Raw genomic sequence first — 25,806 nt, 5'->3', positions numbered from 1 at the left:
TCGCCTCTCGCTCGTCCTTACGCTTCGGCCAGCGCCAGTTGCGCCGCCTTGGCGAACACCGTGGGCAAGCCGGCCTCCCCGATCCCGGAGAGCGGCCACCATTCTCCCTCCGCCAGACTAGCACCACCGGCAGCATCGCAAAGCATCAATTGCAATTCGAGATCGAAATGACTGAAGGTGTGTCGGACCAGTCCGCCCGAGCGCCAGGCTGCGGCCAGCGGCGGTTCGCCATGGCCATCTGCGCGCGCGTTCCAGCCATCGTCCGGCAGGGCGCGCATCCCGCCCAGCATCCCCTTCCCCGGCCGCCGCACCAGCCAGACCGCGCCATCGCGCACGATCCAGAACGCGCGCCCGCGCCGCGTGGGACGCGCCTTCTTCGCCGCCTTGACCGGCAGCCGCTCCGGCTCGCCCTCGGCATAGGCGCGGCATTCGGGGCGCAGCGGGCACAGCAGGCAGCGAGGGGCCTTCACGGTGCAGACCGTCGCACCAAGGTCCATCATCGCTTGCGCGAAATCGCCCGCGCGCGCTTCGGGCGTGATCGCGTCGGTGGCATCGCGAATCGCCGGCCGCGCGCCGGGCAGCGGCTCCGCAATGGCGAACAGCCGCGCCACCACGCGTTCGACATTGGCATCGACCACCACCGCGCGCCGCCCGAAAGCGATCGCGGCAACGGCGGCTGCGGTATAGGCGCCCAGCCCCGGCAAGGCGCGCAGGGCTTCCTCGCTATCGGGGAAGCTCCCGCCCATCGCCGCCACGGCGCGGGCGCAAGCCAGCAGGTTGCGGGCGCGGGCGTAGTAGCCCAGCCCCGCCCAGGCCGCCATGACATCGGCATCGTCCGCCGCCGCCAGATCGGTCACCGCCGGCCAGCGCTGGGTGAACTTCGCGAAATAGGGGCCGACGGCGGCCACGGTCGTCTGCTGGAGCATCACTTCCGACAGCCACACGCGGTAGGGGTCCTGCGCTGGCTCCCCCGGCAGCCGCCGCCACGGCAAACGGCGCGCATGGACATCGTACCAGGCGAGCAGATCGCCGGCGATCGTACCCGCACCCGAATTCGTCTCGCCACTGGTCTGCATCGCGCCGCTATGGCATGGCAGCAGCCAATATGGAACGCGAAGCAGGAAAGCCCCGGAACGCCCCGCAAAAGACCGGCCAAAAAGCCGGCAAGCCGTTCGAGCGCGCGCGCGGCGGGGAAGCGCGGCAGATCGCCGACCTGATGCCCGCGATCGGGCGCACCGCCTTCCGCCGCTTCGGCTTCGTGCAGAGTTCGGTGGTCACGCGCTGGCCCGAGATTGTGGGATCGCACCATGCCCGGCACTGCGCGCCCGAATCGATCCGCTTCCCGCCCGGCGAAAAAGCCGATGGCATTCTCCAGCTTGTCGTCACGCCCGCGCACGCGCCGCTGATCCAGCACGTCATTCCGGAGATCATCGAGCGGGTGAACCGGTTCTTCGGCTATCGCGCGGTGGCGCGCGTCAAGATCCGGCAAGGTCAGGTTCAGACGCCGCGCGGGAATGACGGCGCGCGGACCGCGCCGCCTTCGCTGAAGCCCATTCCCATGGAGCTGGGGGAATCGCTGCGCGACATCGGCGATCCGGAACTGCGCGCCGTGCTGGAATCGCTGGCGCGCAACCTGGGCGGGAACACTTCGGACGGCAATCAGGACGGGGAAAAGACACAGTGATGCGATTGATCTTGCGGACGCTGGGCATGCTGGCGCTGGCTGTGGCCGGGCTGGCGACACTCACCGCCGCGGGGCGCCTGCCGACCACGACGCGCGCGCCGACCACCATCGTCACCCGCACGGCCACCGAAAGCCACATCCTGGGCAACCCCGCCGCGCCGGTGAAGCTGGTGGAATACATCAGCTATACCTGCCCGCACTGCGCCGAATTCCATCATGAATCGCTCGCGCAGCTCCAGATCGGCTTCATCGGCAACGGCAAGGGTTCGGTCGAGATCCGCAGCTTCGTGCGCGATCCAGTGGACATGACCGTGGCCTTGCTGACGCATTGCGGACCGCCGTCGAAATTCGTCACTCTGCACAACGCCTTTCTGGGCCGGCAGGCCGACTGGATCGGCCCCATGGTCTCCGCCAACGCCGCCCAGCGGCAGCGCTGGACCGCCGGCGATTTCGCCAGCCGCACCCGCGCCATCGCCAGCGATTTCCATTTCTACGAAATCATGGCGGCACATGGCTTCGACAGGCCCGCCATTGATCGCTGCCTTGCCAACAAGGCCCTGGCCGACAAGCTGGCCAAGGGCACGCAGGACGCGATGGACAAGGATTTCGTCACCGGTACGCCCAGCTTCGTGCTGAACGGCGTGCCGCTTTCGGGCACCTACACTTGGGAGGCTCTGAAGCCGCAGATCGAAGCCCGCCTGCACTGATCCGCCCCGCGCGCGCTTCAATCCGGCTTCAATCCGGCGCGCGGATCGGCTAGCCCTTCCTTTCAGCGACCCTTCCAATCCCGGGAACAGCATTCATGAAACCTACCCGCGCCCGCCTTCTCCTGCTTGCCCTGCCGCTCGTGCTGGGCCTTTCCGCTTGCGGCAAGAAGGACGAGGTCGGCGTCGGCGCCGAAGCCGCCGCGCCGATCGCCAAGATCGCGCCGCCGGCCGGCAAGGCGTGGACCGACATGATCTCCGCCACGCCCGATGGCGGCTACCTGATGGGCAACCCGCAAGCGCCGCTCAAGCTGATCGAATTCGGCGCGCTAAGCTGTTCGCACTGCGCCGCCTTCTCCAAGGAAGGCTTTCCCAAGCTGAAGGACGATTACGTCGCCAGCGGCCGGGTGAGCTACGAGCTGCGCCTGTTCATGCTCAACGCGCTCGACGTGCCGGCGGCGCTGCTCGCCACCTGCGGTTCGCCCGAGGCGGTGATCCCGCTCAGCGAACAATTCTGGGACTGGCAGCCCAACATGTTCACCAATCTCCAGAAGGACGAGGCCCGCTTCAAGTCTCTGGCGGAACAGCCGCCGGCCCAGCGCTTCGCCGGCATCGCCCAGCTTGGCGGCATGACCGACTTCTTCGCCGCGCGCGGCATCGCGGCCGATCAGGCCTCCAAGTGCCTGTCCGACACCACCAAGGCCACCGAGCTGGCCAATCGCACCGACAAGGCGACCAAGGACTTCAACGTCACCGGGACGCCCACATTCGTCCTGAACGGCAAGAATCTGGAAGTTGCAAGCTGGCAGGAACTGGAACCGCTGCTACAAAAGGCTGGCGCGCGCTAAAGGGGAGCGCGCGCAGAAGGGGGGCCGATGGAATTCAGGCGCTTGAAGCTGACCGGCTTCAAGAGCTTTGTGGAACCTGCTGAACTCCGGATCGAACCGGGGTTGACGGGTATTGTCGGCCCCAACGGTTGCGGAAAATCGAACCTGCTGGAAGCAATCCGCTGGGTCATGGGTGAAAGCTCGGCCCGGTCGATGCGCGGTGGCGGCATGGAAGACGTGATCTTCGCCGGCACCACCCAGCGCCCGGCGCGCGCCTTCGCCGAAGTGACGCTGACCGCCACGACCGATCCCTCCGGTCCGTTCGGCGACGAGCTGGAAGTGGTGCGCCGGATCGAACGCGGCGCGGGCAGCGCCTATCGCGTCAACGGCAAGGACGTGCGCGCCAAGGACGTGGCGCTGGTCTTCGCCGATGCCGCCACCGGCGCGCACAGCCCGGCGCTGGTCAGCCAGGGCCGCATCGCGGCGGTGATCGCCGCGCGCCCCGCCGAACGGCGCATGATGCTGGAGGAAGCGGCGGGGATCGCCGGCCTCCACGTCCGCCGGCGCGATGCCGAACAGAAGCTGCGCGCCACCGAAACCAATCTTGAACGGCTGGTGGACCTGCTCGCCGGGCTGGAAGGCCAGATCGCCACGCTGCGCCGGCAGGCCCGCGCCGCCGATCGCTACAAGGCGGTGAGCGAACGCATCCGCGTGGCCGAGGCGCGCATGGTCTTTGCCCGCTGGCGCGATGCGGCGGACGCGGCGGACGCGGCGCGGCGGGAAGCGAAGGCCAGCGAGGAGGCCGTCGTCAGCGCGCAGGCCGCCGCGCGCGCGGCCCAGCTGGCGCAACATGCCGCCGCCGCCGCGCTGGCCGAAGCGCGCGACGATCTGTTCGATCGCCGGCAGGACGCGTCGGCACATGGCCAGCGCATGGCCTCGCTGACCACCCAGCTGGAGGCGGCCGAGCAACGGCTGGCCGACCTTGACCGGCAGCTGCAGCGGCTGGACGACGATCGTACCCACGCCGACCGCATGACCGAGGACGCGGCCGAAGCGCTCACCCGGCTGGAAGACGACATTGCCGCCGCCGAAGCAACGCTCGCGGCGGACGAGGCCCAGCGGCCGCGCCTTGCCGCCGCGCAGGACGATGCCGATCGCGCCGCGCGTTCCGCCGAAGTCACGCTGGCGCAGCGCGTGGCCGAACAGGCCGGAATCGATGCCGACTGGCGCGTGGCGGAAGCGGCCGTCACGGCGGCCCGCCAGCTGTGCGAACGGCACGACGCCGAAGCGGCGCGGCTGCGGCAGCAGGTCGATCAACTGGCGCGCGAGGGCGATCCCGGCGCGCAGATCGCGGCGGCAGAGGCCCGGCGCGCCGAAGCAGCCGCCGCGCTCGCCACGGCGCAAGCGGAGCGGACGGAGCTGCTGGCGCTGCGCGAAAACCTGACCGCCGAACGCGATCACGCCGGCAGCGCGCTCGCCGCCGCGCGCGCCGAACTCGCCGGGGTGGAGCGCGAACACGATGCCCTCGCCCGCGACAAGGCCGCGCGCGAACGCCAGGCCGCCGGCGGGCACGGCACCACCGCGCTGGCCGCGCTGCGCGTGGCGCCGGGCTTCGAGCGCGCCGTCGCCGCCGTGCTGGGGCGCGATGCCGGCGCGCCGGTAGGCCCCGCCCCGGCGGATGCCGACGGGCGCTTCTGGACCGGCGCGCAAGTCGATGCCGCGCTGCCCTATTCGCTGCTGCACCATGTGCCGCAGTGCCCGCCCGAACTGGCGGCGCGCTTCGGGCTGGTGCGCGTGGTCGATCGCGACGAGGGGCAGGCGCTTGCCCCCGGCGAATGGCTGGTGACGCGCACCGGATACCTGCGGCGCTGGGACGGCTTTGTCGCGCGCGGCGAAGGCGCGGCCGAAGCGGCCACGCTGGAAGCGGAGAACCGGCTGATCGACCTCGCCGCGCGGCTGCCCGCGCTGCGCGATGCAGTGAGCGAAGCGGAAGCAGCTGCCGAGACGGCGCGCGCGGCGCTGGCCGACGCGCAAGCCCGGCTGGGCACGGCCGAACGCACCATGACCGCGGCTGCGGATGCCGAGCGCGCGGCGCTGCGCGCGCTGGACCAGGCCGAAGCCGCCCGCGCCCGCGCGGAAGCCCGCCGCGCAGAACTCGATCGCGCGCTCGCCGAGCTGGCCGAGCGCCAGGCCGATGGCGCAACCGAGCTGGCCAGCGCCGAGGCCAAGCGCGCGGCCCTGCCCGATCCCGCTGCCGGGCGTGCCGCCGTCGAAGCGGCGCGGACGCGCAACGATGCCGCGCGGGCGGCTCTGCAGACGGCTTCGGCGGCCATCGCCGCGCTGGAGCAGGGACTTGCCGTCGGGCGCGAGCGGCTGGGCACGCACCGGGCGGACATCCGCAACTGGCAGGCACGCGCCAGCGACGCGGCAAAGCGGCTGGCGGACATGGCGGGCCGGCGCGAGGAGGTGGAACGCGAACGCGCGATCAGCGCCGCGCGGCCCGCCGCCTTGCTGCGCGAGATCGAGGATGCCGAATCGATCCGCACGCGGCTGGGCCAGGAACTGGCGCTGGCCGAAGCCGCACTGACTGGTGCGGATGCCGCCGCGAAGGCCGCCGACGCGGCGCTGGGCGCGGCCAACGAAACGCTCGCCGCCGCGCGCGAACGGCGCGCCGGCGCGGTGGCTCGCGCCGAGAGCGACGACACACGCCGGCAGGAAATGGCCAGCCTTTCGGGCGAACGATTCCAGTGCCCGCCACCGCTGCTGCCCGAACGCTTCGACTTCGCCTCTGGCGATATCGGCAACGCGGCCGAGGAAACCACGCGGCACGATCTGCTGATCGCCGAACGCGAACGCATCGGCCCGGTCAACCTGCTCGCCGCCGACGAACTGGCCGAGGCTGAGGACCGCCACGGCGCCAGCATCACCGAACAGGCCGAACTGACCGAGGCGGTGCACCGCCTGCGCGGATCGATCGGCAATCTCAACCGCGAGGGGCGCGAACGCCTGCGCGCCGCGTTCGAGGCGGTGGACGGCCACTTCCGCCACCTGTTTTCGCGCCTGTTCGGCGGCGGCGAGGCGCATCTGGCGCTGGTGGACAGCGATGATCCGCTGGAAGCGGGCCTCGAAATCTTCGCCCAGCCGCCGGGCAAGCGCCTGCAATCGCTGACGCTGCTGTCGGGCGGCGAACAGGCGCTGACCGCCGTGGCGCTGATCTTCGCGCTGTTCCTCACCAACCCCGCGCCGATCTGCGTGCTCGACGAAGTGGACGCCCCGCTCGACGACGCCAACGTCGAACGCTTCTGCGACATGCTCGACGCGATGGTCAGCGAAACCCAGACCCGCTACCTCATCGTCACCCACAACGCGGTCACGATGAGCCGAATGCACCGCCTGTTCGGCGTAACCATGGTCGAAAAGGGCGTCTCGCGGCTGGTCAGCGTGGATCTTGGCGCGGCCGAGGAATTGCTGGCGACGGCCTGATGGAAGACGTGCCGGACATTTACGATCCGGCCTTCGTCAAAGCGGTGTTCGACCGCTGCTCGCGCCGCTACATCGCGTTCAGTTTCGTCTGTTCGCTCGGCTTCACGGAACGCTGGCGGCGACAATGCGTCGCCGCGCTGGCTTTGCCGCGGGGCGCGGCAACGGGCTATGATTTCATGTCAGGCACGGGCGAAGTCTGGCCGCACCTGCTGGGGGCGAATCCGGAAATCGAACAGATCGTCGCGGTCGACATCTCCTCGGGCATGCACACGTTGGCGATGGAGCGGCTCCATGCGATGCGCTCGGACCGGATCGCCTTCATCGAGGATGACGTGCTGGCCAGCGATCTGCCCGATGCCAGCGCGGACTTCGTGGCGTCCACGTTCGGCCTCAAGACCTTCTCGCCCGCCCAGCACCGCCGTCTTGCCGCGCTGACCGCGCGGGTGCTGAAACCCGGTGGACGGTTCGCGTTCATCGAGGCGTCGGATCCGAGGGGCTGGTTGCTGCGGCCGCTGTACCTTTTCCACCTGAAGACCGTGCTCCCGGCAATTGAACGCATATTCCTGCGTGGCGCCCAAGATTTCGCGATGATCGGTACCTACAGCACACAATTCGGGAATTGCCGGCAATTCACCGGCATGTTGGAAGGGGCGGGTCTTATAGCCAGCTATCGCAGGGCGTTCTTCGGTTGCGCAACGATGGCCTTCGGACACAAGCCCCTCTAGGCGCTCGAACCGTCCCCATCGCGCCAGCCAATCAGCCGTCATCCAGCACGTAGCGCGGCCCGCTTCCTTGCTCCCCGGCACGGTCCTCCGGGTTGTAGAGGCGGCAGCGCGCCAGACTCAGACAGCCACAGCCGATGCAGGCGTCCAGCTTTTCGCGCGTGCGCTCCAGCGTGGCGATGCGGCGGTCGATCTCGCCGCGCAGCGAACGGCTGATCCGCGCCCAGTCGCGCGCGTTGGGCGTGCGCCCCTGCGGCAGCGCGGCCAGTTCGCGCTCGATCTCGGCCAGGCCCAGCCCCAGCTTCTGCGCGATCAGGATGAAGCTCAGCCGCCGGATGTCGGAGCGCAGGAATCGCCGCTGGTTGCCGCTGCTGCGCACCGATTCGATCAGCCCGCGCTGCTCGTAATAGCGGATGGCGGACACGGCGAGGCCGGTACGCCGCGCCAGCGCGCCGATCGGGATCAGGTCGTTGCGGTTCATGCAGACAGCCTAATCGCTGCTTGACCTCAAGTCAGCTTGAGATTGCATCGTCACGAGCATCGATTCGCAACCATCCCCGAAAGGACACAAAACGATGCAGCCCGCCCGCCTTGAACACATCAACATCACCGTCAGCGATCCCGAACGCATGGCTGCCTTCCTGGCCCGGCTGTGCGGGTGGGAGGAACGCTGGCGCGGCCCTTCGCAACTGGGCGGCTGGACCATCCACGTCGGCAGTGCCGATACCGACTATCTCGCGCTGTGGACGCCCGACGAGAAGCGGCCGATGCGCTTCGCCAAGGGCCTGCCGCTCAACCACATCGGGCTGCTGGTGGATGATCTGGACGCGGCGGAACGCACCGTCATCGAGGCCGGACTCGTGCCCTTCAACCATGCGGATTACGAACCCGGCCGGCGGTTCTACTTCTTCGATTGGGACGGCATCGAATTCGAAGTGGTCAGCTACACCTGACCAGCCGCACCCACCACGAGGCAGGCCGCCGCCATGAGCAGGCCGGCAAAGCGGTTCGAGCGGAACCGCGCCAGGGCGCTGTCGCCGTCATCCGGCCGCAGCGTCCCGGCCTGCCAGGCGAGATGCGCCGCCACGGGCAGCAGGGCCAGCAGGGCCACGGGATCGGGCCGCACCAGCCACACCGCGCCGCACCAGCACGCCACCGCCATGGCATAGAGCGCGCCCACGCCCGCCTTCACGTGCCGGCCCAGCGACAGCGCGCTCGATCCCACGCCCACGAGCGCATCGTCCTCGCGATCCTGGCAGGCATAGATCGTGTCGTAGCCCATGCACCAGGCCCAACATCCGGCATAAAGCAGGCCCAGCCCACCCAGCCGGTCGAACCCGGCCACTTCCACCCAGCCGACCGGTGCGCCCCAGGTGAAGACCAGCCCCAGCCACGCCTGCGGCCAGCCGGTGATCCGCTTCATGAACGGATAGGCCGCCACCAGCGCCAGGCTGCCCAGCGCCACCGCCTGCGCCTGCCAGCGCAGTTGCAGCAGGACCACCAGCCCCACCCCGCACAGCGCCAGCAGCCAGACCCACGCCGCCTTCGTCGAAACACGCCCGCTCGCCACCGGCCGCGCCGCCGTGCGCGCCACCTGCCGGTCGAGATCGGCATCGACGATGTCGTTATAGACGCACCCCGCCGCGCGCATCGCGATCGAGCCGAGCAGCAGCCACAGCACGATCGGCCAGCGCGCGGCTCCCCCCGCCAGCAGCACGCCCCAGGCGCAGGGCCAGAACAGCAGCCACCAGCCAATCGGCCGGTCGAACCGCGCCAGCAGCGCGAAATCGCGCAAGCCCGGCGGCAGATGCGCAACGAGGCCGCGAAGTTCGCTATCGGGAACGATCTGTGCGGAGGTCATGGCGACGCTATAGCACCTCGTCCTTCCCGGGAAAGCGGGGATCTCGGTCGGTGGCATCGAGGCACGAGATCCCCGCTTTCGCGGGGATGACGAAAGATGCTTGCGACGATAAGGAGCCATGATGCCCGCCACCCCCGCCTGGCCCCCACGCAGCGCGCCGCGCCTGTTCGTCGAAATGCCCCTGTCCGAAGGCATGACCCTGCCGCTCGACGGCGGGCAGGCGCACTATCTCGCCAAGGTCATGCGCGTAGCGCCGGGCGATGCGGTGATCCTGTGCGATGACGTGACCGGCGAATGGCTCGCCACAGTCAATGTCGCGGGCAAGCGCGATGTGACGCTGACGGTCGAACGGCGCCTGCGCACGCGCGAAGCGGTGCCCGATTTCTGGCTGTGCCCCGCGCTGCTCAAGAAACCGAACTTCGACCTCGTGCTCGAAAAGGCGACCGAACTGGGGGTCGGCACGATCCGCCCGACGATCACCCGGCGCTGCGTGGCGGACAAGCTCAACCCCGAACGCGCCCGCGCCATCGTGACCGAGGCGGCCGAACAATGCGCGCGCACCGCGCTGCCCGCGCTGGCCGATCCGGCGAAGCTGGAGGCGCTGGTGCGCGACTGGCCGGAAAGCCGCACCCTGTTCTTCGCCGACGAAACCGGCGGCGCGCCGGCCGCCGCCGCCTTTGCCGCGCACACCGGCCCGGCGGGGCTGCTCATCGGCCCGGAAGGCGGATTCGACGATGCCGAGCGCGCACTGATCCGCGCCCATCCCGCCGCCGTGCCCATATCGCTTGGCCCGCGCATCCTGCGGGGGGAAACCGCGGCCATCGCGGCTACCGCGCTGTGGATGGGAATTTCCGGCGACTGGACCGGCTGAGCCTTCCATTTCCGGGATAGTGTATTTCCGATTTCGCGCTGGCCAGAAGGCCTTGCAGGCACTAACGGAACGCGCATGAGCACGCGGCAAGTTTCAAATAGCAACGATCCCGTCATCGAAAGCCGCGAGCAGCTCGTGGCCCCCATGCAGCGCGGTGAAAAACCACGCGAAAACTGGCGGATCGGCACCGAGCACGAGAAGTTCGTCTATAGCACGCGGGATTATCACGCCCCTTCCTATGCGGAACAGGGCGGCATCCGCGACCTGCTGATGGCGCTGACCGAATACGGCTGGGAGCCCATCATCGAAGGCGGCAACGTGATCGCCATGGGCGGTGCCGACGGCACGGTCAGCCTGGAGCCGGCAGGGCAGTTGGAACTCTCAGGCGCGCCGCTGGAGAACCTGCACGAAACCTGCGCAGAAACCGGCCGCCACCTGGCGCAGGTGAAGGCCATCGGCGACAAGCTCGGCATCGGCTATCTCGGCCTTGGCCTGTGGCCCGACAAGCGCCGCGAAGACCTGCCGATCATGCCCAAGGGCCGCTATGAGATCATGCTGCGGCACATGCCGCGCGTCGGATCGATGGGCCTCGACATGATGCTGCGCACCTGCACCATCCAGACCAACCTCGACTACGCGAGCGAGGCGGACATGGTGCAGAAGTTCCGCGTCAGCCTGGCCCTGCAACCGCTGGCGACCGCGCTGTTCGCCAATTCGCCGTTCCTCGAAGGCAAGCCCAACGGGTTCCTCTCGTACCGCAGCCACATCTGGTCGGATACCGACCCGGCGCGCACGGGGATGCTGCCGTTCGTGTTCGAGGATGGCTTCGGCTACGAACGCTATGTCGACTACATGCTCGACGTGCCGATGTACTTCGTGTTCCGCGACGGCAAGTATATCGACGCCGCCGGCCAGTCGTTCCGCGATTTCCTGGATGGCAAGCTGCCCGCGCTGCCCGGCGAAAAGCCGCTGAAGTCGGACTGGATCGACCATCTTTCCACGGCCTTCCCCGAAGTGCGGCTCAAGAGCTTCCTCGAAATGCGCGGCGCCGATGGTGGCCCGTGGAGCCGCATCTGCGCGCTGCCGGCGCTGTGGGTGGGCCTGCTCTATGACCAGACCGCGCTCGACGCGGCCTGGGATCTGGTGAAGGACTGGGACATGGACGGGCGCGAGCGCCTGCGCTCCAGCGTGCCCAAGCTGGGTCTGGACGCGCCCCTTCCGGGCGGCGGCACGTTGCGCGACATCGCCGGCGAAGTGCTGCGCATCGCGCGCGCCGGGCTTTCGGCGCGCAACCGCCTCAACGCCGCCGGCGACAACGAAACGGGCTACCTGCTCCCGCTCGACGAGATCGTCAGCACCGGCAAGACTCCGGCCGAACGGCTGCTCGATCTCTACCACGGCGAATGGGGCGGCGACGTTTCCAAGGTCTACGCCGTCAAAAGCTTCTGAATCGGAAGGACAAGAGCGATGATTCTGGTCATGGGCAGTTTCCGCCTGCCGGCGGCGAACTTCGACAAAGCGCTGCCCATGATGGCAAAGGTGATCGCCGCCACGCGGGAAGAGGACGGCTGCATCCTCTATGCCTATTCGCGCGACGTGGCCGATCCCGAAGTGATTCGCGTCAGCGAAAAGTGGCGCGATCGCGCCGCGCTCGACGCCCATTTCAAGACCGCGCACATGGCGGCCTGGGCGCAGGAACGCGCCGAACTCGGCCTTTCGGACCGCGACATCCGCATCTTCGAAACCGACGAGGGCGTGGCCGTCTAAGCAGTTATTCCGCCGGCTGAAGCTCTACCCGTGCCGGCATCACGCGCCGGCGCAGACGGTTGAACGCGCTGGTCAGCAGGCCGTGCTCGTCCATCCACGCGTGATAGGCGCGGTACTTGGGGTCCGAGGCGAGCAGGTGCTTCTCCTCGGTCTTGGCGCGCCAGTAATAGACCGCGCTGACCAGCCCCAGCGTGACCGTGTTGCGCACCGCGTCGGTCATCGAATGGTTTACGGTCAGGAACGGCAGCGAGGCCAGCCACCAGTAGGCGTTCTTGGACACATAGGCAGGATGGCGGGTGATGGCGTAAGGCCCGTTGGTGAGCACGCCGCGCCAGGTGAGGTTGGAAAAGCGCAGGCCGAACGCCACGGTCGCCCATGCATAGGCCGCGGTCAGCAGCACCAGCGCCGCCCCCCAGATCCACAATAGCGCGGTGTGGCCCTGCAGCCAGAAGTCCCACTCGGCCCCGTTGGCGCGATAGTCCAGCACGTCGCCACCGCCCATCAGGATGAACGGCGGATAGCAGATCAGCGCGGAAAGCCAGCCGCCGAGATAGGGGTTCGCGGTGCGGATCTGCGCATCCAGCGGCTTCATCGTCAGCAGATAGCCGACCATGGCGATCTGCACGTCGACCATGAACATCGTCTCGATCGTCATGCCGGCGATACGCACCGGATCGTGGGCCGCCAGCGACCAGTCCGCCCGCACCACGGCGGCGAACCCGCCGGGCAGGATCGAGATCATGAAGGCGCAGAAGAAGCCCTTCACCGTCCAGGCGCGCAAGTGGTGATAGACTTCCTCGCGTGCATAGGGTTCGCGCCCCATCAGCATCGCGCCGAAATGCCAGGCGCCGTCGCGCGGGTTCACCAGCACGCGATCGAGCCACAGCACATAGGGGACGGAGGCCAGAAACAGCAGCGGGGCTGTGGTTTCCAGCACGTCCATCGCGAACAGGTACTGCCCGCGCCAGTACCAGCGCCCCAGGCAATAGACGAAGCCGATCAGCGTCCACGTCGCCCACAGCCCGGCCAGCTTGGTGATCGCAATGTCCATCACCTCGCGCAAGGGGCGCGGGCTGGACCAGTCGATCCCGGTGGAGGCGCGGCGGTGGACCTTGTCGACCAGCAGCGAATAGAGGACCATCGGCGTGCCCGAGAAAAGCAGCGCGAGAAGCGCGGCGGACGGCCCCACCATCGGTTCGCGCGGCCCCGGCAGGCCGAACATGTCGACGATGGCGGGCCAGTTGCGGCAGACCAGCACCCAGAACGCCAGACCGGCAAGCCCCGACAGGCCGACGCCAACGGACACATCGCTGTCCGGCCGGCTAGCCGGAACGAAAGGGGCTTGGGGCCGTGTTTCGGCCACGGAACCGTGCGCGCTCATGCGCGGCAGGTTTAGCGTTCAAGCATGAGCAAAGCGTAAAGGCCGGCCTTGGCCAGCCTCACGCCCGATCAGCGAAACGCCGTGATGCGGCCGTTGTTGTCCAGGATATAGAGCGTCTGGTTGGCGACCACCGGCGGCAGCGATACCGCGCCGGAAACCTTGCCCCATTCGCTCGCCTTCCCGTCGGTGACCGATTGCGTGAACACCTCGCCGCGCGAATTGGCGACCCACAGGCGGTCACCCGCCAGCACCGGGCCGGTCCAGAAGATCGGATTGCTCTTCTTCTTCTCGCTGCCCCAGCGGCGGAGCTGGGTCAGCCAGCGCACCTTGCCGGTACCCTTGGCGATGCACAGCAGCTTGGCTTCGTCGGTCAGCGTGAAGATCCATTCTCCGGCGATGGCCGGGGTGGAAATGCCCGCGAGGTTGAGTTCCCACACGCGCTGCCCGGTGACGAGTTCGTAGGCGGCCATGCGCCCGCCCTGCCCCAGCGCATAGACGCGGCCACGCTCGATGATCGGGTCGGCGTCGATGTCGGTCAGCGTCGAAACGCTAGTGGCGATGCTGGTGCGCGCCAGCGCATCGGACCAGAGCTGGCGGCCGTTCTCGTAACGGTAGGCGACCAGTTCGCCCGAGCTGTAGCCCGCGACGATCGTGCCCTGCCCGGCAGCCGGCGCGGCCACGCCGAACACGCCGGTCTGCGCGACCGAGGCGGATTCGTTCCAGAGCAGCGCGCCGTCCTCGATATTGAGCGCGACGATCTGGTTGTCCTGCGTCATCACATAAACCGCGCCGAAGCTGACCGTGGGCGAGCCGCGCAGCGGCCCGGCCGGCTTGACGCGCCACTTGATCGCGCCGTCCTTGGCATCAAGCGCAGCAACTTCGCCCAGGCCCGTCGTCACATAGACGCGGCCCTCGTTGTACGAAGCACCGCCGCCGAACACGGAACCGCTGTTCTCGGGCAGCTTGAAGCTGGCCCGCCACAGTTCCTTGCCGGTATTGGCGTCCATCGCGCGGACCACGCCTTCGGTGTCCATCACAAACAGCTTGCCATCGCCGATCACCGGCGAGGCGGCCAGCCGCTGCTTGACCGAGGAACCGGCGATGTTGGCGGTCCACAGGCGCTGGGGCGTGGCACCGAGCGCGAGATGGCCATAGGACTTGCTGGCCGTGCCGCCGCCCTGCGCCCATTCCGTGTTCACTTCGGCCGGCGGCAGCACCACCTGCATCCCCGAAATCGCGGTATCGACCTTGGTGCCCGCCTCGATCCGCGACAGGATCGGCACGCGCTGCCCCACCGTCGGCGTGGTCTTGACCTTGTTTTTGCCCGCACACCCGCTGACCGCGACCGCCAGGGCGATCACCCCGGCCATGCCCGCGCGGCGAACCAGCCGGCGGCGCGCGGCAATACCGCCATGTTCCTGCACCGGATTGCGCATCATCCCCGTCATCCCCGTCAAACTGGTGTTACTGGGCGCCGGCGTCGGCCGGCCCCTGCTGTGCTTGGCCCTGCGCAATCAGAGCTTTCGGATCATCGATGGTATCCACGCCCAGCGTGCCGGCCAACTGGCGCGCGCGTTCCCGGATCGAGGCCGGAACGGTCTTGTCCTTGGCCATCGCCGCGAACAGCGGCCCGGCCAGATCGTTCTTGCCCTGCTTCAGGTAGGCGAAGCCGAGCAGTTCGCCCGCGCTGCCGAACCAGGCGTTGCCCGGCACGGCCAGGGGCTTGAGCCGTTCCACCACCTTTTCCGGCGGCAGCTTGTCCATGGTGATCGCCACTTCGCGGATCGTGGCGAGATCGCGGTAGGCCTGCGGCGCGCTCTGGTCCGCGGCGACGGCGGCGAGCAGCTTTGCGGCATCGTCGGTCTTGTTCTGCTGGGCGGCGATGCCGGCCTGCGTCAGTTGCGCGGCGGCGCGATAGCCCGGCCCGCCATCCTTGACGAGCGGCGCCATGCTGTCGCTGCTGGTCTGCACCCGGCCGGCTTCGAGCTGGTCGAGCGCGATCGTCATCCGTTCGCCCTGTTCGCCCGCGACCGTGGCCTTGTGATAATCGTACCACAGCCAGCCGGCCAGGCCGACCAACCCCGCCACCACCAGCGCGCCCACCGGCTTGCCATAGCGGCGCAGCGCGTCGAACACCTGGTCCTCGCGCAGCGCATCATCGACTTCGCGCAGGAACACATCGCCTTGCGCGGCCTTGCGTTCGGCAAGCTGATCGGAGCGGGACTGCGGACGGGTAGGACGAAGGGCCAAGGCTGCGCTTTCGGCGGACAGTTAACGGAAGTGCCGGGTGTTTAGCGGATAGACCCGCCTTTTCAACGGGAATGATTCTGGAATCCCGTGGGTGAACCCCCGGTGAAGCGGGAAACACTTGGTAATCATGGCCATCGTAAGGCGCGCATCAAGGAAACTGCGCAAGGCCGAGCACGCCGCCATAGAGCGCGGCATAGCGCGCGACCATCGCCGTCTCGTCGAATTCCGCGCGGGCGCGGACCTGGTTGGACGCCCCGATCCGGCGGCGCAGCCCCTCGTCCCAGGCGAAGGCGGCCAGCGTCGCTTCCAGCGCGGCTTCGTCGCCCGGCGGCGTGATGAAATCGCGATTCTCGTCTGAAACTATGTCCCGCACGTCCCCCACGGCGGGGCTGGCGATGGGCAAGCCCGCCGCCATCGCCTCCACCACGGACAGCGGGAACTGCTCGCTGTCGGACGAAAGCGCGAAGATATCGAACAGGCCGACCGCCCGCGCCGGATCGTCCACATGCCCCGGCAGGTGAACGCGATGACCCACTTCCAGCGCGACCGCCTCCGCCATGATCGCCTCGCGGTCCGGCCCTTCGCCCACGATCACCAGCTGCCATTCGGGCGGCAAGGCGCGAAAGGCGCGCACCAGCCGGCGCAGGTTCTTCACCGGGCGCAGGCCCGCGAGCGTGCCGACCCATTTTTCGCCGGGCCGCTTGACCACGCGCGGCAGCGCATCGGGCCTGGGCTTGCGGCCATAGGCGGCGGTATCGATGCCGTTGGGAATGCGGTGCACCTTGCCGGAGGGCTGGTGCCACGCCTGCAGCGCCACGCCTTCCAGCTGGCGCGACGGCACCACCAGCGCGCTCGCGCGGGCCAGCGCCACGCGGCGATACCAGTTGCGCGCGGGCTTCAGCTTCTCCGCCTCATCGGCATTGAACCCGTCTTCGTGGTGCACCAGCGGCGCCAGCCCCATCGCGGGGCCGAACAGCGCGTGGGCCATCACCGCGTCCATCGCGCCCCAATTGTAGGTCAGGATCAGGTCGAAACCCCGCATCGCGCGGGCCAGCGTCTGCAGCCGGCGCACGCCGAACCGACCGGCCAGCCGCGGAAAGCCGAACGGGGAATGCGCGGAAATGCCCTTGGCGATATGCGCCATCGCGCCCATCGCGCCGGGTTCGGCCGAAACGATGCTGTGATCGATGGCGGGGCCGAAACGGTTGATCAGCGCCACGCTGCGGCGCTCCTTGCCGCCCGCACCGAAGGTCGAATGCAGGTGCAGAAGGTGCAGGCGCCGCCTGCCGCCGTCGCTCATGAGACCCGGGCGAGCAGCCGGTCGATCGCCGCGACCGCTTCGGGTTCGTCCAGCGTGGGGGCGTGGCCGACGCGCTCGACCGTCACAAGCTCCATGTCCGGGTGGCGCGCGACCATCCGGTTCGCGGTGCCGGCAGAAAGGATGTCCGACAGGGCGCCGCGCAGCAGCAGGGCGGGACGCCCCGCCAGCGCATCGAACAGCGGCCACATATCCACCTGCGGCGTCGCCCCGGCCGGCGCGTCGAACGGCTCGGCGATCTTCATGTCATAGTCGAACGCAATCCGACCGCCGCTGCCCAGCGCCATCACGCGCTTGGCATAGCGGAGCCAGTCGGACACGCCGTAATCGGGATAGACATCGGCCTGGCTTTCCTGAAGCGCGCGCGCGGCGTGCATCCAGGTTTCGAAATTGCGGCCCTGCCCCACGTATTCGCGGATGCGCTCCAGCCCGGCCTCTTCCACTTCCGGACCGATATCGTTCAGCACGAATCCCGCGATCCGGCTGTTGTCCCGGCCCGCCAGCAGCATCGTCAGCAAGCCGCCCAGCGACGTGCCGACTGCCACGAACCGGGCGATGCCGTGCTGTTCCAGCAGCAGCTCGACATCATCGAGATACTGCGCCGGATTGTAGGTCATCGGATCCTTGGCGTAATCGCTGTCGCCCCGGCCGCGCATGTCCGGGCAGATGACCCGCCATTGCCCGGCAAGCCGCGCCGCCACGTCCTCGAAATCGCGCGCATTGCGGGTCAGGCCCGGCAGGCAAAGCACCGGCGGCTTGTTGTCCGGCCCCGGAAAGTCCCGGAAATGCAGGCGCAGCCCGTCGCGGCTGGACCAGCTGCGATTCTCGAAATCCGCCATCGCCTGAAAAACCGTTCCTTGTTCAACGCCCCCACGCGACCGGCGCCATAAGCCGAACATCCGCCCGGCTCAAACACCATTATCCCGTATCCGCGCCCAATATCCCGCGTCCGCGAGCGGACCCGCTTGCCTGCGGACCGCCCAGAGACCACTATCGCTTGATGCAACCCAACCCGCAAGACGCGATCTACACCGCTGATCCCCATATCCTTTCGCTGGCCGGCTGGCTGGGCGATCCGGTGGCGCCAGCAGACTTCCCCGGAACGACGCTGCGCTTCCGCAACGATCGCGCGGCGCGGGACGTGGGGCTGGCCGATCTCGACGATGCAGCATGGATCGCGCATTTCGGCCGCTTCGCGCCATTGCCCGGCAATCTCCCGCAGCCGCTGGCGCTGCGCTACCACGGCCACCAGTTCCGCGTTTACAATCCCGAACTGGGAGACGGGCGCGGCTTTCTGTTCGCGCAGATGCGCGATCGGCGGGGCCGGCTGATGGACCTTGGCACCAAGGGTTCGGGGCAGACCCCCTGGAGCCGGCAGGGCGATGGCCGCCTCACGCTGAAAGGCGCGGTGCGCGAGGTTCTGGCAACGGAAATGCTGGAAGCGCTGGGCGTGGCGACCAGCCGCACTTTCTCCGTGATCGAGACCGGCGAATCGCTGTGGCGGGGCGACGAACCCTCGCCCACCCGCGCAGCGGTGCTGGTCCGGCTCAGCCACGGCCATATCCGCTTCGGCACGTTCCAGCGGCTGGCAGCGCTCGATGCGCCTGCCGAAATGGAACAGCTCGTCGATTACTGCCTGGCCAGCTTCCCCGGCCCCGCCCTTCCCCCCGACGCGCCCGAGCCAGACAACAAGGCGGCGCGGCTGCTGCACCAGGTGGTCGAACGCATGGCCGACATGGCCGCCAGCTACATGGTCGCGGGCTTCGTCCATGGCGTGTTGAACACCGACAACATGAACGTGACCGGGGAGAGCTTCGACTATGGCCCCTGGCGCTGGCTGCCGACGTGGAATCCGGCGTTCACCGCCGCCTATTTCGATCATTCGGGCCTCTACGCCTTCGGCCGCCAGCCCGAGGCGATCCACTGGAACTGCGGACAGCTGGCCGTCGCGCTGCGCCTGCTTTCGGAAGCTCCGCCGCTGATCGCGGCGCTGAACCGGTTTCCCGATCTCTACCAGCAGGCGATGGCGCGGCGCTGGTGCTGGCGGCTTGGCGTGGAGCCGCGCGGGCTGGAGGAAGACAGCGCGCTGATCGGCGCCTGCGAAGCGGCCATGGTGGCGCAGGGCATCGGGCCGGACGCCTTCTTCTTCGCCCATCGCGGCGGGCGCGGACCGTTTGCGGCCGACGATGCGGGCGCGGCGCTGAAGGAGGCGCTTGGCCCCTACCGGTCGATGGTCGACGATCACCCCTACTGGTTCGACGAAGCCCCGCAATCGATGCTGATCGACGAAGTGGAGGCGATCTGGGAACCGATCGCCGAAAAGGACGATTGGAGGGCATTGCACGCCAAGGTTGCCGCCGTCCGGCGCATGGGGGAAGCGCTGGGCACCGCGCCAGCCCCGCGCGGTCATGCGGGACCGGCTTGAAAATATGGTAACCAATTTCCTGCTAGAGCGTTGCCGATAAAGCAAAAGCGAATGAACCGATGACCGCTCCTTCCGGCAACGATGCCGAGATCGTCTCCCGCGAACCCGCGACCGGCGCCGAACTGTGGCGCGGGCCGGTGGGTGACGTGGACGCGACCGTCGATCGGGCGCGACAGGCGTGGTCGACGTGGGCCGCCCTGTCGCTTTCCAACCGCGTGGAATTGTGCCGGCGCTTCGCCAACGAAGTGCGCAAGGAGCAGGAGAACCTGGCCGCGCTGATCGCGCGCGAAACCGGCAAGCCGCTGTGGGAAGCCCGCGCGGAAGTCGAAAAGGTCGTCGCCAAGGTCGATATCTCGGCGCGTGCCTATGGCGAACGGTCTGCCCAGCGCAAGTTCGACGGCGCGCTGCAGGGCACCGCCGCGTTGCGCCACAAGCCGCATGGGGTGATGGCGGTGCTGGGGCCTTACAATCTTCCGGCGCACCTGCCCAACGCCCATATCATCCCGGCGCTGATCGCGGGCAACGCGGTGGTGTTCAAGCCATCGGAAAAGGCCCCGGCCACCGGCGAACTGCTGGTGCAGTGCTTCCACCGCGCCGGCATTCCCGCAAACGTGGTGCAACTGCTGATCGGCGGCCCGGATCAGGGCCGCGCGCTGGCCGAACACGACGGGGTGGATGGCGTGCTGTTCACCGGCTCTGCGCACACCGGCATCGCCATCAACCGCCGCCTGGCCGGCAACCCCGGCAAGATGCTTGCGCTCGAAATGGGCGGAAACAACCCGATGGTGGTGTGGAACACGCCCAAGATCGCCGATGCGGCGGTGCTGGCCATCCAGTCCGCCTTCGCCACGTCGGGCCAGCGCTGCACCTCGGCTCGCCGGCTGATCGTGCAGGGATCGTTGTACGAACCGCTGATCGACGAGATGAAGCGCCTAGGCAGCCGGCTGATCGTCGGCGCGCCGTTCGATGAGCCGCAACCGTTCATGGGGCCGGTCATCGACAACGAGGCGGCCGACGGGCTGACCGAAAGCTTTGTCTATCTGCTGTCGAACGGCGGGCGGCCGATCCTGCACATGCGGCGGCTGCGCGAAAACCTGCCCTTCCTGTCGCCGGCGATGATCGACGTGACCGACATGGCCGAACGGCCGGATGTCGAACTGTTCGGGCCGCTGCTGCAAGTGATCCGGGTCGATGATTTCGATCAGGCGATCGCGGAAGCGAACCGCACGCGCTTTGGCCTTACCGCCGCGCTCGTCGGCGGATCGCCCGAGGAATACAACCAGTTCTGGGCCAATGTCCGCGCCGGGGTGATCAACTGGAACCGGCCGACGAACGGCACGTCGCTATCCGCGCCGATGGGCGGCGTTGGCCTGTCGGGCAACCATCGCCCCAGCGCCTATTACGCGGCGGACTATTGCGCCTATCCCGTGGCATCGGCGGAGATGGAGCAACCGCGCGCCAGCATGGGCGTGGGTCTGCGCGAAAACTGAAGCCGGGCTGCGGCCGGCGCTCAATCGTGCCGGTCGAACCGCACCAGCGCCGTATCGACCGGACCACCGGGAACGACCGCCTGGTTGCGCAGGTTCTGCTGCGACAGATCGGGGTCCACCATCAACTGGCTTTCCAGCGCCTGGGCCATGACCGGATCATCGGCATCCGCACGGTGCGGGCCATCGTCCTGCGCGCAAGCGGCAAGCGCGAACGGCGCGGCAAGCAGCGCGATGAACGGCAAGGGACGAACCATTCCCACGCCTTGCCTCCGCCATGGTTAAGGAAGCGTTCGCCGGAACGCGAAAGGGCGCCCCGGCCTTTCGCCGGAGCGCCCCTGCCCTGCCCATGGTGCGACCCGAAAGGCGGCAGGTTTTCAGCGGCAGCGCGATCCGCTGCGGTCGATCTCCCGCCCCAGCAGCGCGCCGCCGGCGAGTCCCAGCACGGTGCCCACGGTGCGATCGCCGCGACCGGCCACGCCGCGCCCGATCAGCGCGCCCGCCGCGCCGCCGATGAGCAGGCCGGTGGTGCCGTCCGAACGGCGGCAATAATAGCGTCCGTCACGCCCGCGCCACGAGGGGCCACGGTAGTAATCCCGGCGGCCGGCATCCCGGTAATAGCCGCGATCCCCGCCGCGCCAGCCTTCATGCCAGCCGCGATCACGGTGATTCCAGCCTTCGCCCAGCGCATCCGCCACCGACGCGGCGGGCGCGGACGGAACCGCCATGACCGTGGCCGAAGCCGGCGCGGCAAGCGCCAGGGAGGCGGAGGAGAGAGCGGCGGCAATGGCCGCACGGGTGATGATTCTCATGTCGGTCTCCTGTTCATTCGGCCTTTCGCGGAGAACCGCCCGGCCGTTACGAAAATCGCTACCGATACGGACCTGAATGGACGGCAACCGTTCCGTCAGACTTCGTGAAACAGGATGAAACGAACCGTCACATCGGCAAGCCGTTGAATATTTTGTGCTTGGCCGGCGCGCTCGCCAATGCGAGAGGCACGGCATGTCCCAGCCTTCCTCGCACCATCGCACCGGTCTGATGCTCGCGGTTGCCGCCTACGTGATCTGGGGCTTCCTGCCGCTGTTCTTCCGCATGCTCCACCATGTGCCGGCGGTGGAGCTGGTGGGCTGGCGCGTGGTGTTCACGCTGCCCCTGTGCCTGGCGATCGTGGCCGCGCGCGGACAGGCGGCGGACGTACGCGCGGCGCTGGCCGACCGCGCGGTGCTGCTGCGCCTGTGCGCCAGCGCGCTGCTGATCGGTGCGAACTGGCTGCTTTACGTGATCGCTATCAACAACGGCCACGTCCTCGCAGCCAGCCTTGGCTACTACATAAACCCGCTGCTCAACGTCCTGCTCGGCACGCTCCTGCTGGGCGAGCGGCTGACCCGCACGCAGTGGACCGCCGTGGCCATCGCCGGCCTTGGCATCGCGCTGGCGCTCGCCGTCAGCTTCGCGCTCTACGGCCTGGTCCGCAAGCTCACCCCGGTCGGCTCGGTGCCGGGGCTGACGATCGAGACTTCGGTACTCTACCTGCCCGCCATCGCCGTGGTGGCCTGGCAGGCGCACAGCCCCGCCGGATCGAGCCTGGGCCAAGACGCCGGCACCACCATCGGCCTTGCCGCCTCGGGCGTTGTGACGGCGGTGCCGCTGCTGCTGTTCGCGGTGGCGGCGCGGCGGCTGGACCTTTCGACGCTGGGCTTCGTCCAGTTCCTTTCGCCCACGCTGGCGTTCCTGCTAGGCATCTTCGTGTTCGACGAGCCGCTCGATCCCGTGCGCCTCGCCTGCTTCGTGCTGATCTGGACCGCGATCGCGCTGTTCAGCTGGGACATGCTGCGCCGCCGCCAGCGCGCGCCGGCCTGAACCGTCAGCCTAAGCCAGATGCATCGCTTTGCATCGTCATTGCGAGCGCAGCGAAGCAATCCAGGGTGGCGCGCGAGACTCTGGGTTGCTTCGCTGCGCTCGCAATGACGAGGTATGGCCAAAGACGGCCTATACGCTACAGCGCCGCCGCGAAGCGCAGCTTTTCGCCCGCCGCCGCATTGGCGAGCTGGCGTTCCCACATCACGCGGTGCCCGCGCACGATGGTCCCCACCACCTGCCCGGTCAGCTCCATGCCGGTGTAGGGCGACCAGCCGCAGCGGCTTTGCAGCCAGTCCTCGGTCACCGTCCACTTCGCCTTGAGATCGACGACCGAGAAATCGGCGTCATAGCCGGTGGCGATGCGGCCCTTGCCGACCAGGCCGAACAGGCGCTGCGACCCGGCGCTGGTCATGTCGATCAGCCGCGCCAGCGTCATCCGCCCGGCGGCGACGTGATCGAGCATCAGCGGCAGCAGCGTCTGCACGCCCGGCATGCCGCTGGGGCTGGCGGGATAGACCTTGGCCTTCTCCTCGATGGTGTGCGGCGCGTGGTCGGACCCGATCACGTCGGGCACGCCCTGCCGCAGCCAGTGCCACAGCCCGTCGACATGCGCGCCGGAGCGGATCGGCGGGTTCATCTGCGCATAGGTGCCAAGGCGCGGATAGGCCTCCTCCCCGCGCAGGGTGAGGTGCTGCGGCGTGACCTCGCACGTCGCCACGTCGCGGTGCTGCGCGATCAGCTCCAGCTCGGCGGGCGTGGTCACGTGCAGGATATGGATCGGCCGCTTCGCCGCGCGCGCCAGCCGCAGGATGCGCTGCGTGGCCAGCATCGCGCTTTCATCGTCGCGCCACACCGGATGGCTGGAGGCATCACCTTCGACGCGATGGCCCTTGCGCGCGTTCATCCGCGCCTCGTCCTCGGCATGGATGGCCACGCGCCGGCTGCCGTGGGCGAGCACGCGGGCCAGATCGGCATCCTCCGACACCAGCAGGCTGCCGGTGGAGGCGCCCATGAAGATCTTGACGCCGGCGGTGCCGGGAATGCGCTCCAGCTCGCCCAGATGCTCGGCGTTCTCCGCCGTGGCGCCGACATAGAAGGCATGGTCGCACCACATGCGATGGTGCGCGCGGGCAAGCTTGTCGGCCACGCGATCGGCGGTATCGGTATTGGGATTGGTGTTCGGCATTTCGAACACCGCCGTCACCCCGCCCATCACCGCGGCGCGGCTGCCGCTTTCCAAGTCTTCCTTGTGCTCCAGCCCCGGTTCGCGGAAGTGGACCTGGCTGTCGATCACGCCGGGCAGCACATCCAGCCCGGTGCAATCGATCCGCTCCGCCGCGTCCGGGTACGCCCCCACGCCCACGATCTTCCCGTCCCGCACCGCGACATCCGCGACGACCGGCCCGGACGGCGTGTGGACCGTGCCGTTCGACAGGACGAGTTCGGGGGCGACGTTCATCGAAGGCACTCCAAAGCTGAACAAGTTGACAAAGTTGACACGGTCCAGGGCAAGACCGTCCACCGCCCGCCGCTGCGCCTGTGGCGGGAGGCGGAACGGGCGGGAGGCGGCGTCATGCGCGCTGCTTTGCCATAGGTGGGGGGATTAGGACAGGGGGTGTTGGAGGGGGCGCCGTGCTTTGGCGGGGAACGACCAATTCGCGCCATCCTCCAGCCCCCACTTGCATGTCTGCCTACACTGAAACCTGTCACTGGCACATGTCCGAGCATCCGGACCATGGCATTGAATAATGCTCATGCGACCTGCTACTGCCCTAGCTGGCGGTAGCTTGTGTCGCTATATACCGGGCAGAAAGTGAGGTATCTGCGATGGCCAAGAAAGGGCAGCATGTTGTTCCATCATCTGGTGGATGGAGCGTCAAGAAGGCTGGTGCATCGAGAGCATCGAGCACGCATGCGACTCAGCAAGAAGCGATTGCGGCCGCCACGCAGATTGCGAAAAACCAGCGGACTGAGCTTTACATTCATGGACGCGACGGACGCATTCGCGAACGGAATTCCTACGGCAACGATCCACATCCGCAGAAGGGATGAATACTCCGCCGTTCGAATATTCCGTCTTCGTCAATTGCCCGTTCGATGAAGAATTTGCGCCGCTTCTTCAAGCGATTGCCTTCTGTTTGACAGACATGGGGTTTTTCCCTCGATTGGCGCCCGAGAACGCGGACAATGCGGCGAACCGACTTGACCGGATCATCGATCTGATCCGCAGTTCAAAGTTTGGGATCCATGATCTAAGCAGATGCAAGTCTACTTCGGTGGGCGAGTACGCACGGTTAAATATGCCATTCGAGCTTGGCTTGGATCATGCGTGCGCTCGATTTGGTGGCGGGCACATGGCCGGGAAAGCCATTTTGATCCTTGAAGAGAGTCGATACGATTACCAGAGGGGGCTGTCCGATATATCTGGTTGGGACATACACGCCCATGATGGTGACTTCATCAAAGTTGTTCGAATAGTGGTGAGCTGGCTGATGCGACAAGCCGGTGCAACTCCAGTCGGACCTGCAAAAGTCCAGGGCAACTATCTCACTTTTCAGGAGTGGTACTGGGAACGTGAAATGGCCCGTGGTGCTTCAGACGATGACATCAAAGCCTATCCCACGGTTCAAGTCGTTGCCGCGATGCGCGAATGGGTTGAGGCGGGTCGGCCCTCATAACGATCAAACCGCAAGTCGCATTTACCGATCAAATCACGACCATCAGCCACCGCCGAGCGCTAGCCATCACATACCTTCGCCGTGTTCACCCATATCGAGTTTGTCATAGAAATCGCACGACTGAGGCCCCATTTCATCTCGTATCTGCTTCATTCCGCGCCTCGCACTACGGTCTGCTTCCTCCCTTACGTTGCCTTCAAACTGTCCGGTAGTCTTTAGGCACAGTAAGAGTGCTTCATACTCGATAACCTCGTCGCAAGAGATGGCGACAAACCACATTTGAGCCCCGGCACGTAATCTGTCCGCCACAAACTTGTTGCCCTTCTTGCGTGCATGTGAACTAAGGCGGCCTCTCACACCTCGTTTAGCTGACTGCGAAATCCCGACATACACTAGGCGCAAGTTATTGGGCCAGCGCCCTAAATAACGATCGTAATCATCACAAGGCGTTACTGCGGTTGATTGATCGATTGCCTCACCTATTG

At 67.7% G+C, this 25,806-nt stretch carries 25 protein-coding genes; 14 read left to right on the top strand and 11 right to left on the bottom strand.

What is annotated here, in order from left to right:
* Positions 1 to 17: 17 nt before the first annotated feature.
* Positions 18 to 1,076, bottom strand: coding sequence for an A/G-specific adenine glycosylase (locus tag FA702_RS14740; protein ID WP_136956734.1), 1,059 nt, complete (start codon positions 1,074 to 1,076; stop codon positions 18 to 20).
* A gap of 29 nt (positions 1,077 to 1,105) precedes the next feature.
* On the opposite strand from FA702_RS14740, the gene FA702_RS14735 reads away from it, so the two are divergent.
* The 5 genes from FA702_RS14735 to FA702_RS14715 all read left to right on the top strand — a co-directional run bounded on the left by FA702_RS14735 (position 1,106) and on the right by FA702_RS14715 (position 7,423).
* A complete protein-coding gene (locus tag FA702_RS14735; RefSeq protein WP_136957449.1) occupies positions 1,106 to 1,684 on the top strand; it encodes a DUF721 domain-containing protein in 579 nt (192 codons plus the stop codon).
* Complete coding sequence (locus FA702_RS14730; RefSeq protein WP_136956733.1) at positions 1,684 to 2,391, top strand: thioredoxin domain-containing protein; 708 nt, start codon at positions 1,684 to 1,686, stop codon at positions 2,389 to 2,391. Before FA702_RS14735 ends, FA702_RS14730 begins: the two co-directional genes overlap by 1 nt.
* Positions 2,392 to 2,486: 95 nt before the next feature.
* Complete coding sequence (locus FA702_RS14725) at positions 2,487 to 3,236, top strand: thioredoxin domain-containing protein (RefSeq protein WP_136956732.1); 750 nt, start codon at positions 2,487 to 2,489, stop codon at positions 3,234 to 3,236.
* Between the two features lie 27 nt (positions 3,237 to 3,263).
* A complete protein-coding gene (gene smc / locus FA702_RS14720; RefSeq protein WP_136956731.1) occupies positions 3,264 to 6,698 on the top strand; it encodes a chromosome segregation protein SMC in 3,435 nt (1,144 codons plus the stop codon).
* Positions 6,698 to 7,423 carry a class I SAM-dependent methyltransferase gene (locus FA702_RS14715; protein ID WP_136956730.1) on the top strand — a complete coding sequence of 242 codons (726 nt, stop codon included), beginning with the start codon at positions 6,698 to 6,700 and terminating at the stop codon, positions 7,421 to 7,423. Before smc ends, FA702_RS14715 begins: the two co-directional genes overlap by 1 nt.
* Positions 7,424 to 7,454: 31 nt before the next feature.
* Here FA702_RS14715 and soxR read toward each other — a convergent pair whose 3' ends face one another.
* Positions 7,455 to 7,901: a redox-sensitive transcriptional activator SoxR gene (soxR, locus tag FA702_RS14710; protein WP_136956729.1), complete on the bottom strand. Its 447-nt coding sequence runs from the start codon at positions 7,899 to 7,901 to the stop codon at positions 7,455 to 7,457.
* 94 nt (positions 7,902 to 7,995) lie between these two features.
* Here soxR and FA702_RS14705 point away from each other — a divergent pair, with 94 nt between their 5' ends.
* Positions 7,996 to 8,373, top strand: a complete 378-nt coding sequence (locus FA702_RS14705; RefSeq protein ID WP_136956728.1) for a VOC family protein — start codon at positions 7,996 to 7,998, stop codon at positions 8,371 to 8,373.
* On the opposite strand, the gene ubiA is transcribed toward FA702_RS14705, so the two are convergent.
* Positions 8,364 to 9,281 carry a 4-hydroxybenzoate octaprenyltransferase gene (gene ubiA, locus FA702_RS14700; RefSeq protein ID WP_136956727.1) on the bottom strand — a complete coding sequence of 306 codons (918 nt, stop codon included), beginning with the start codon at positions 9,279 to 9,281 and terminating at the stop codon, positions 8,364 to 8,366. The two genes, FA702_RS14705 and ubiA, sit on opposite strands and share 10 nt — an antisense overlap.
* A 121-nt stretch (positions 9,282 to 9,402) precedes the next feature.
* Here ubiA and FA702_RS14695 point away from each other — a divergent pair, with 121 nt between their 5' ends.
* The 3 genes from FA702_RS14695 (at position 9,403) to FA702_RS14685 (ending at position 11,919) form a co-directional block, all read left to right on the top strand.
* On the top strand, positions 9,403 to 10,152 hold the full coding sequence (locus FA702_RS14695; protein ID WP_136957448.1) for a 16S rRNA (uracil(1498)-N(3))-methyltransferase: 750 nt from the start codon (positions 9,403 to 9,405) through the stop codon (positions 10,150 to 10,152).
* Between the two features lie 75 nt (positions 10,153 to 10,227).
* A complete protein-coding gene (locus tag FA702_RS14690) occupies positions 10,228 to 11,601 on the top strand; it encodes a glutamate--cysteine ligase (protein WP_136956726.1) in 1,374 nt (457 codons plus the stop codon).
* Positions 11,602 to 11,619: 18 nt separating this feature from the next.
* Entirely contained in the window at positions 11,620 to 11,919 is a 300-nt protein-coding gene (locus FA702_RS14685) for a putative quinol monooxygenase (RefSeq protein ID WP_136956725.1), read from the top strand.
* A gap of 4 nt (positions 11,920 to 11,923) precedes the next feature.
* Here the strand turns inward: FA702_RS14685 and FA702_RS14680 are convergent, their stop codons facing one another.
* From FA702_RS14680 to FA702_RS14660, 5 genes are all read right to left on the bottom strand, one after another.
* Positions 11,924 to 13,300, bottom strand: a complete 1,377-nt coding sequence (locus tag FA702_RS14680; RefSeq protein WP_136956724.1) for an isoprenylcysteine carboxylmethyltransferase family protein — start codon at positions 13,298 to 13,300, stop codon at positions 11,924 to 11,926.
* A gap of 68 nt (positions 13,301 to 13,368) precedes the next feature.
* Complete coding sequence (locus FA702_RS14675) at positions 13,369 to 14,739, bottom strand: PQQ-binding-like beta-propeller repeat protein (protein WP_370385477.1); 1,371 nt, start codon at positions 14,737 to 14,739, stop codon at positions 13,369 to 13,371.
* A 25-nt stretch (positions 14,740 to 14,764) separates the two neighbouring features.
* Complete coding sequence (locus tag FA702_RS14670; RefSeq protein ID WP_136956723.1) at positions 14,765 to 15,550, bottom strand: tetratricopeptide repeat protein; 786 nt, start codon at positions 15,548 to 15,550, stop codon at positions 14,765 to 14,767.
* A gap of 148 nt (positions 15,551 to 15,698) precedes the next feature.
* The gene (locus tag FA702_RS14665; protein ID WP_136956722.1) at positions 15,699 to 16,850 is read right to left on the bottom strand and encodes a glycosyltransferase; all 1,152 of its coding nucleotides are present in this window, start codon (positions 16,848 to 16,850) and stop codon (positions 15,699 to 15,701) included.
* Positions 16,847 to 17,707, bottom strand: coding sequence for an alpha/beta fold hydrolase (locus FA702_RS14660; RefSeq protein WP_136956721.1), 861 nt, complete (start codon positions 17,705 to 17,707; stop codon positions 16,847 to 16,849). Before FA702_RS14660 ends, FA702_RS14665 begins: the two co-directional genes overlap by 4 nt.
* Before the next feature lie 161 nt (positions 17,708 to 17,868).
* On the opposite strand from FA702_RS14660, the gene FA702_RS14655 reads away from it, so the two are divergent.
* Both FA702_RS14655 and astD read left to right on the top strand, forming a co-directional pair.
* Positions 17,869 to 19,293 carry a protein adenylyltransferase SelO gene (locus FA702_RS14655; protein WP_136957446.1) on the top strand — a complete coding sequence of 475 codons (1,425 nt, stop codon included), beginning with the start codon at positions 17,869 to 17,871 and terminating at the stop codon, positions 19,291 to 19,293.
* A gap of 59 nt (positions 19,294 to 19,352) precedes the next feature.
* Positions 19,353 to 20,783, top strand: coding sequence for a succinylglutamate-semialdehyde dehydrogenase (gene astD / locus FA702_RS14650; RefSeq protein ID WP_136956720.1), 1,431 nt, complete (start codon positions 19,353 to 19,355; stop codon positions 20,781 to 20,783).
* A gap of 20 nt (positions 20,784 to 20,803) precedes the next feature.
* Here the strand turns inward: astD and FA702_RS14645 are convergent, their stop codons facing one another.
* Both FA702_RS14645 and FA702_RS14640 read right to left on the bottom strand, forming a co-directional pair.
* Positions 20,804 to 21,037, bottom strand: a complete 234-nt coding sequence (locus FA702_RS14645) for a hypothetical protein (RefSeq protein WP_136956719.1) — start codon at positions 21,035 to 21,037, stop codon at positions 20,804 to 20,806.
* 120 nt (positions 21,038 to 21,157) lie between these two features.
* Positions 21,158 to 21,592, bottom strand: coding sequence for a glycine zipper 2TM domain-containing protein (locus FA702_RS14640; RefSeq protein ID WP_210417549.1), 435 nt, complete (start codon positions 21,590 to 21,592; stop codon positions 21,158 to 21,160).
* 193 nt (positions 21,593 to 21,785) lie between these two features.
* On the opposite strand from FA702_RS14640, the gene rarD reads away from it, so the two are divergent.
* Positions 21,786 to 22,643 carry an EamA family transporter RarD gene (rarD, locus tag FA702_RS14635; RefSeq protein WP_136956718.1) on the top strand — a complete coding sequence of 286 codons (858 nt, stop codon included), beginning with the start codon at positions 21,786 to 21,788 and terminating at the stop codon, positions 22,641 to 22,643.
* 136 nt (positions 22,644 to 22,779) lie between these two features.
* On the opposite strand, the gene FA702_RS14630 is transcribed toward rarD, so the two are convergent.
* Positions 22,780 to 24,102 (bottom strand): dihydroorotase, encoded by a 1,323-nt coding sequence (locus FA702_RS14630; RefSeq protein ID WP_136956717.1) that lies wholly within the window; start codon positions 24,100 to 24,102, stop codon positions 22,780 to 22,782.
* Positions 24,103 to 24,470: 368 nt separating this feature from the next.
* Here FA702_RS14630 and FA702_RS14625 point away from each other — a divergent pair, with 368 nt between their 5' ends.
* Both FA702_RS14625 and FA702_RS22985 read left to right on the top strand, forming a co-directional pair.
* On the top strand, positions 24,471 to 24,695 hold the full coding sequence (locus FA702_RS14625; RefSeq protein ID WP_136956716.1) for a DUF2188 domain-containing protein: 225 nt from the start codon (positions 24,471 to 24,473) through the stop codon (positions 24,693 to 24,695).
* A complete protein-coding gene (locus FA702_RS22985) occupies positions 24,692 to 25,321 on the top strand; it encodes a hypothetical protein (RefSeq protein WP_210417548.1) in 630 nt (209 codons plus the stop codon). The genes FA702_RS14625 and FA702_RS22985 overlap by 4 nt, the downstream gene beginning before the upstream one ends.
* Positions 25,322 to 25,806: the final 485 nt, after the last annotated feature.

Source organism: Novosphingobium sp. EMRT-2 (assembly GCF_005145025.1).
Taxonomy (GTDB): Bacteria; Pseudomonadota; Alphaproteobacteria; order Sphingomonadales; family Sphingomonadaceae; genus Novosphingobium.
Note: the sequence above shows the minus strand (reverse complement) of the source record. Positions and strands in the feature narration are given on the sequence as shown.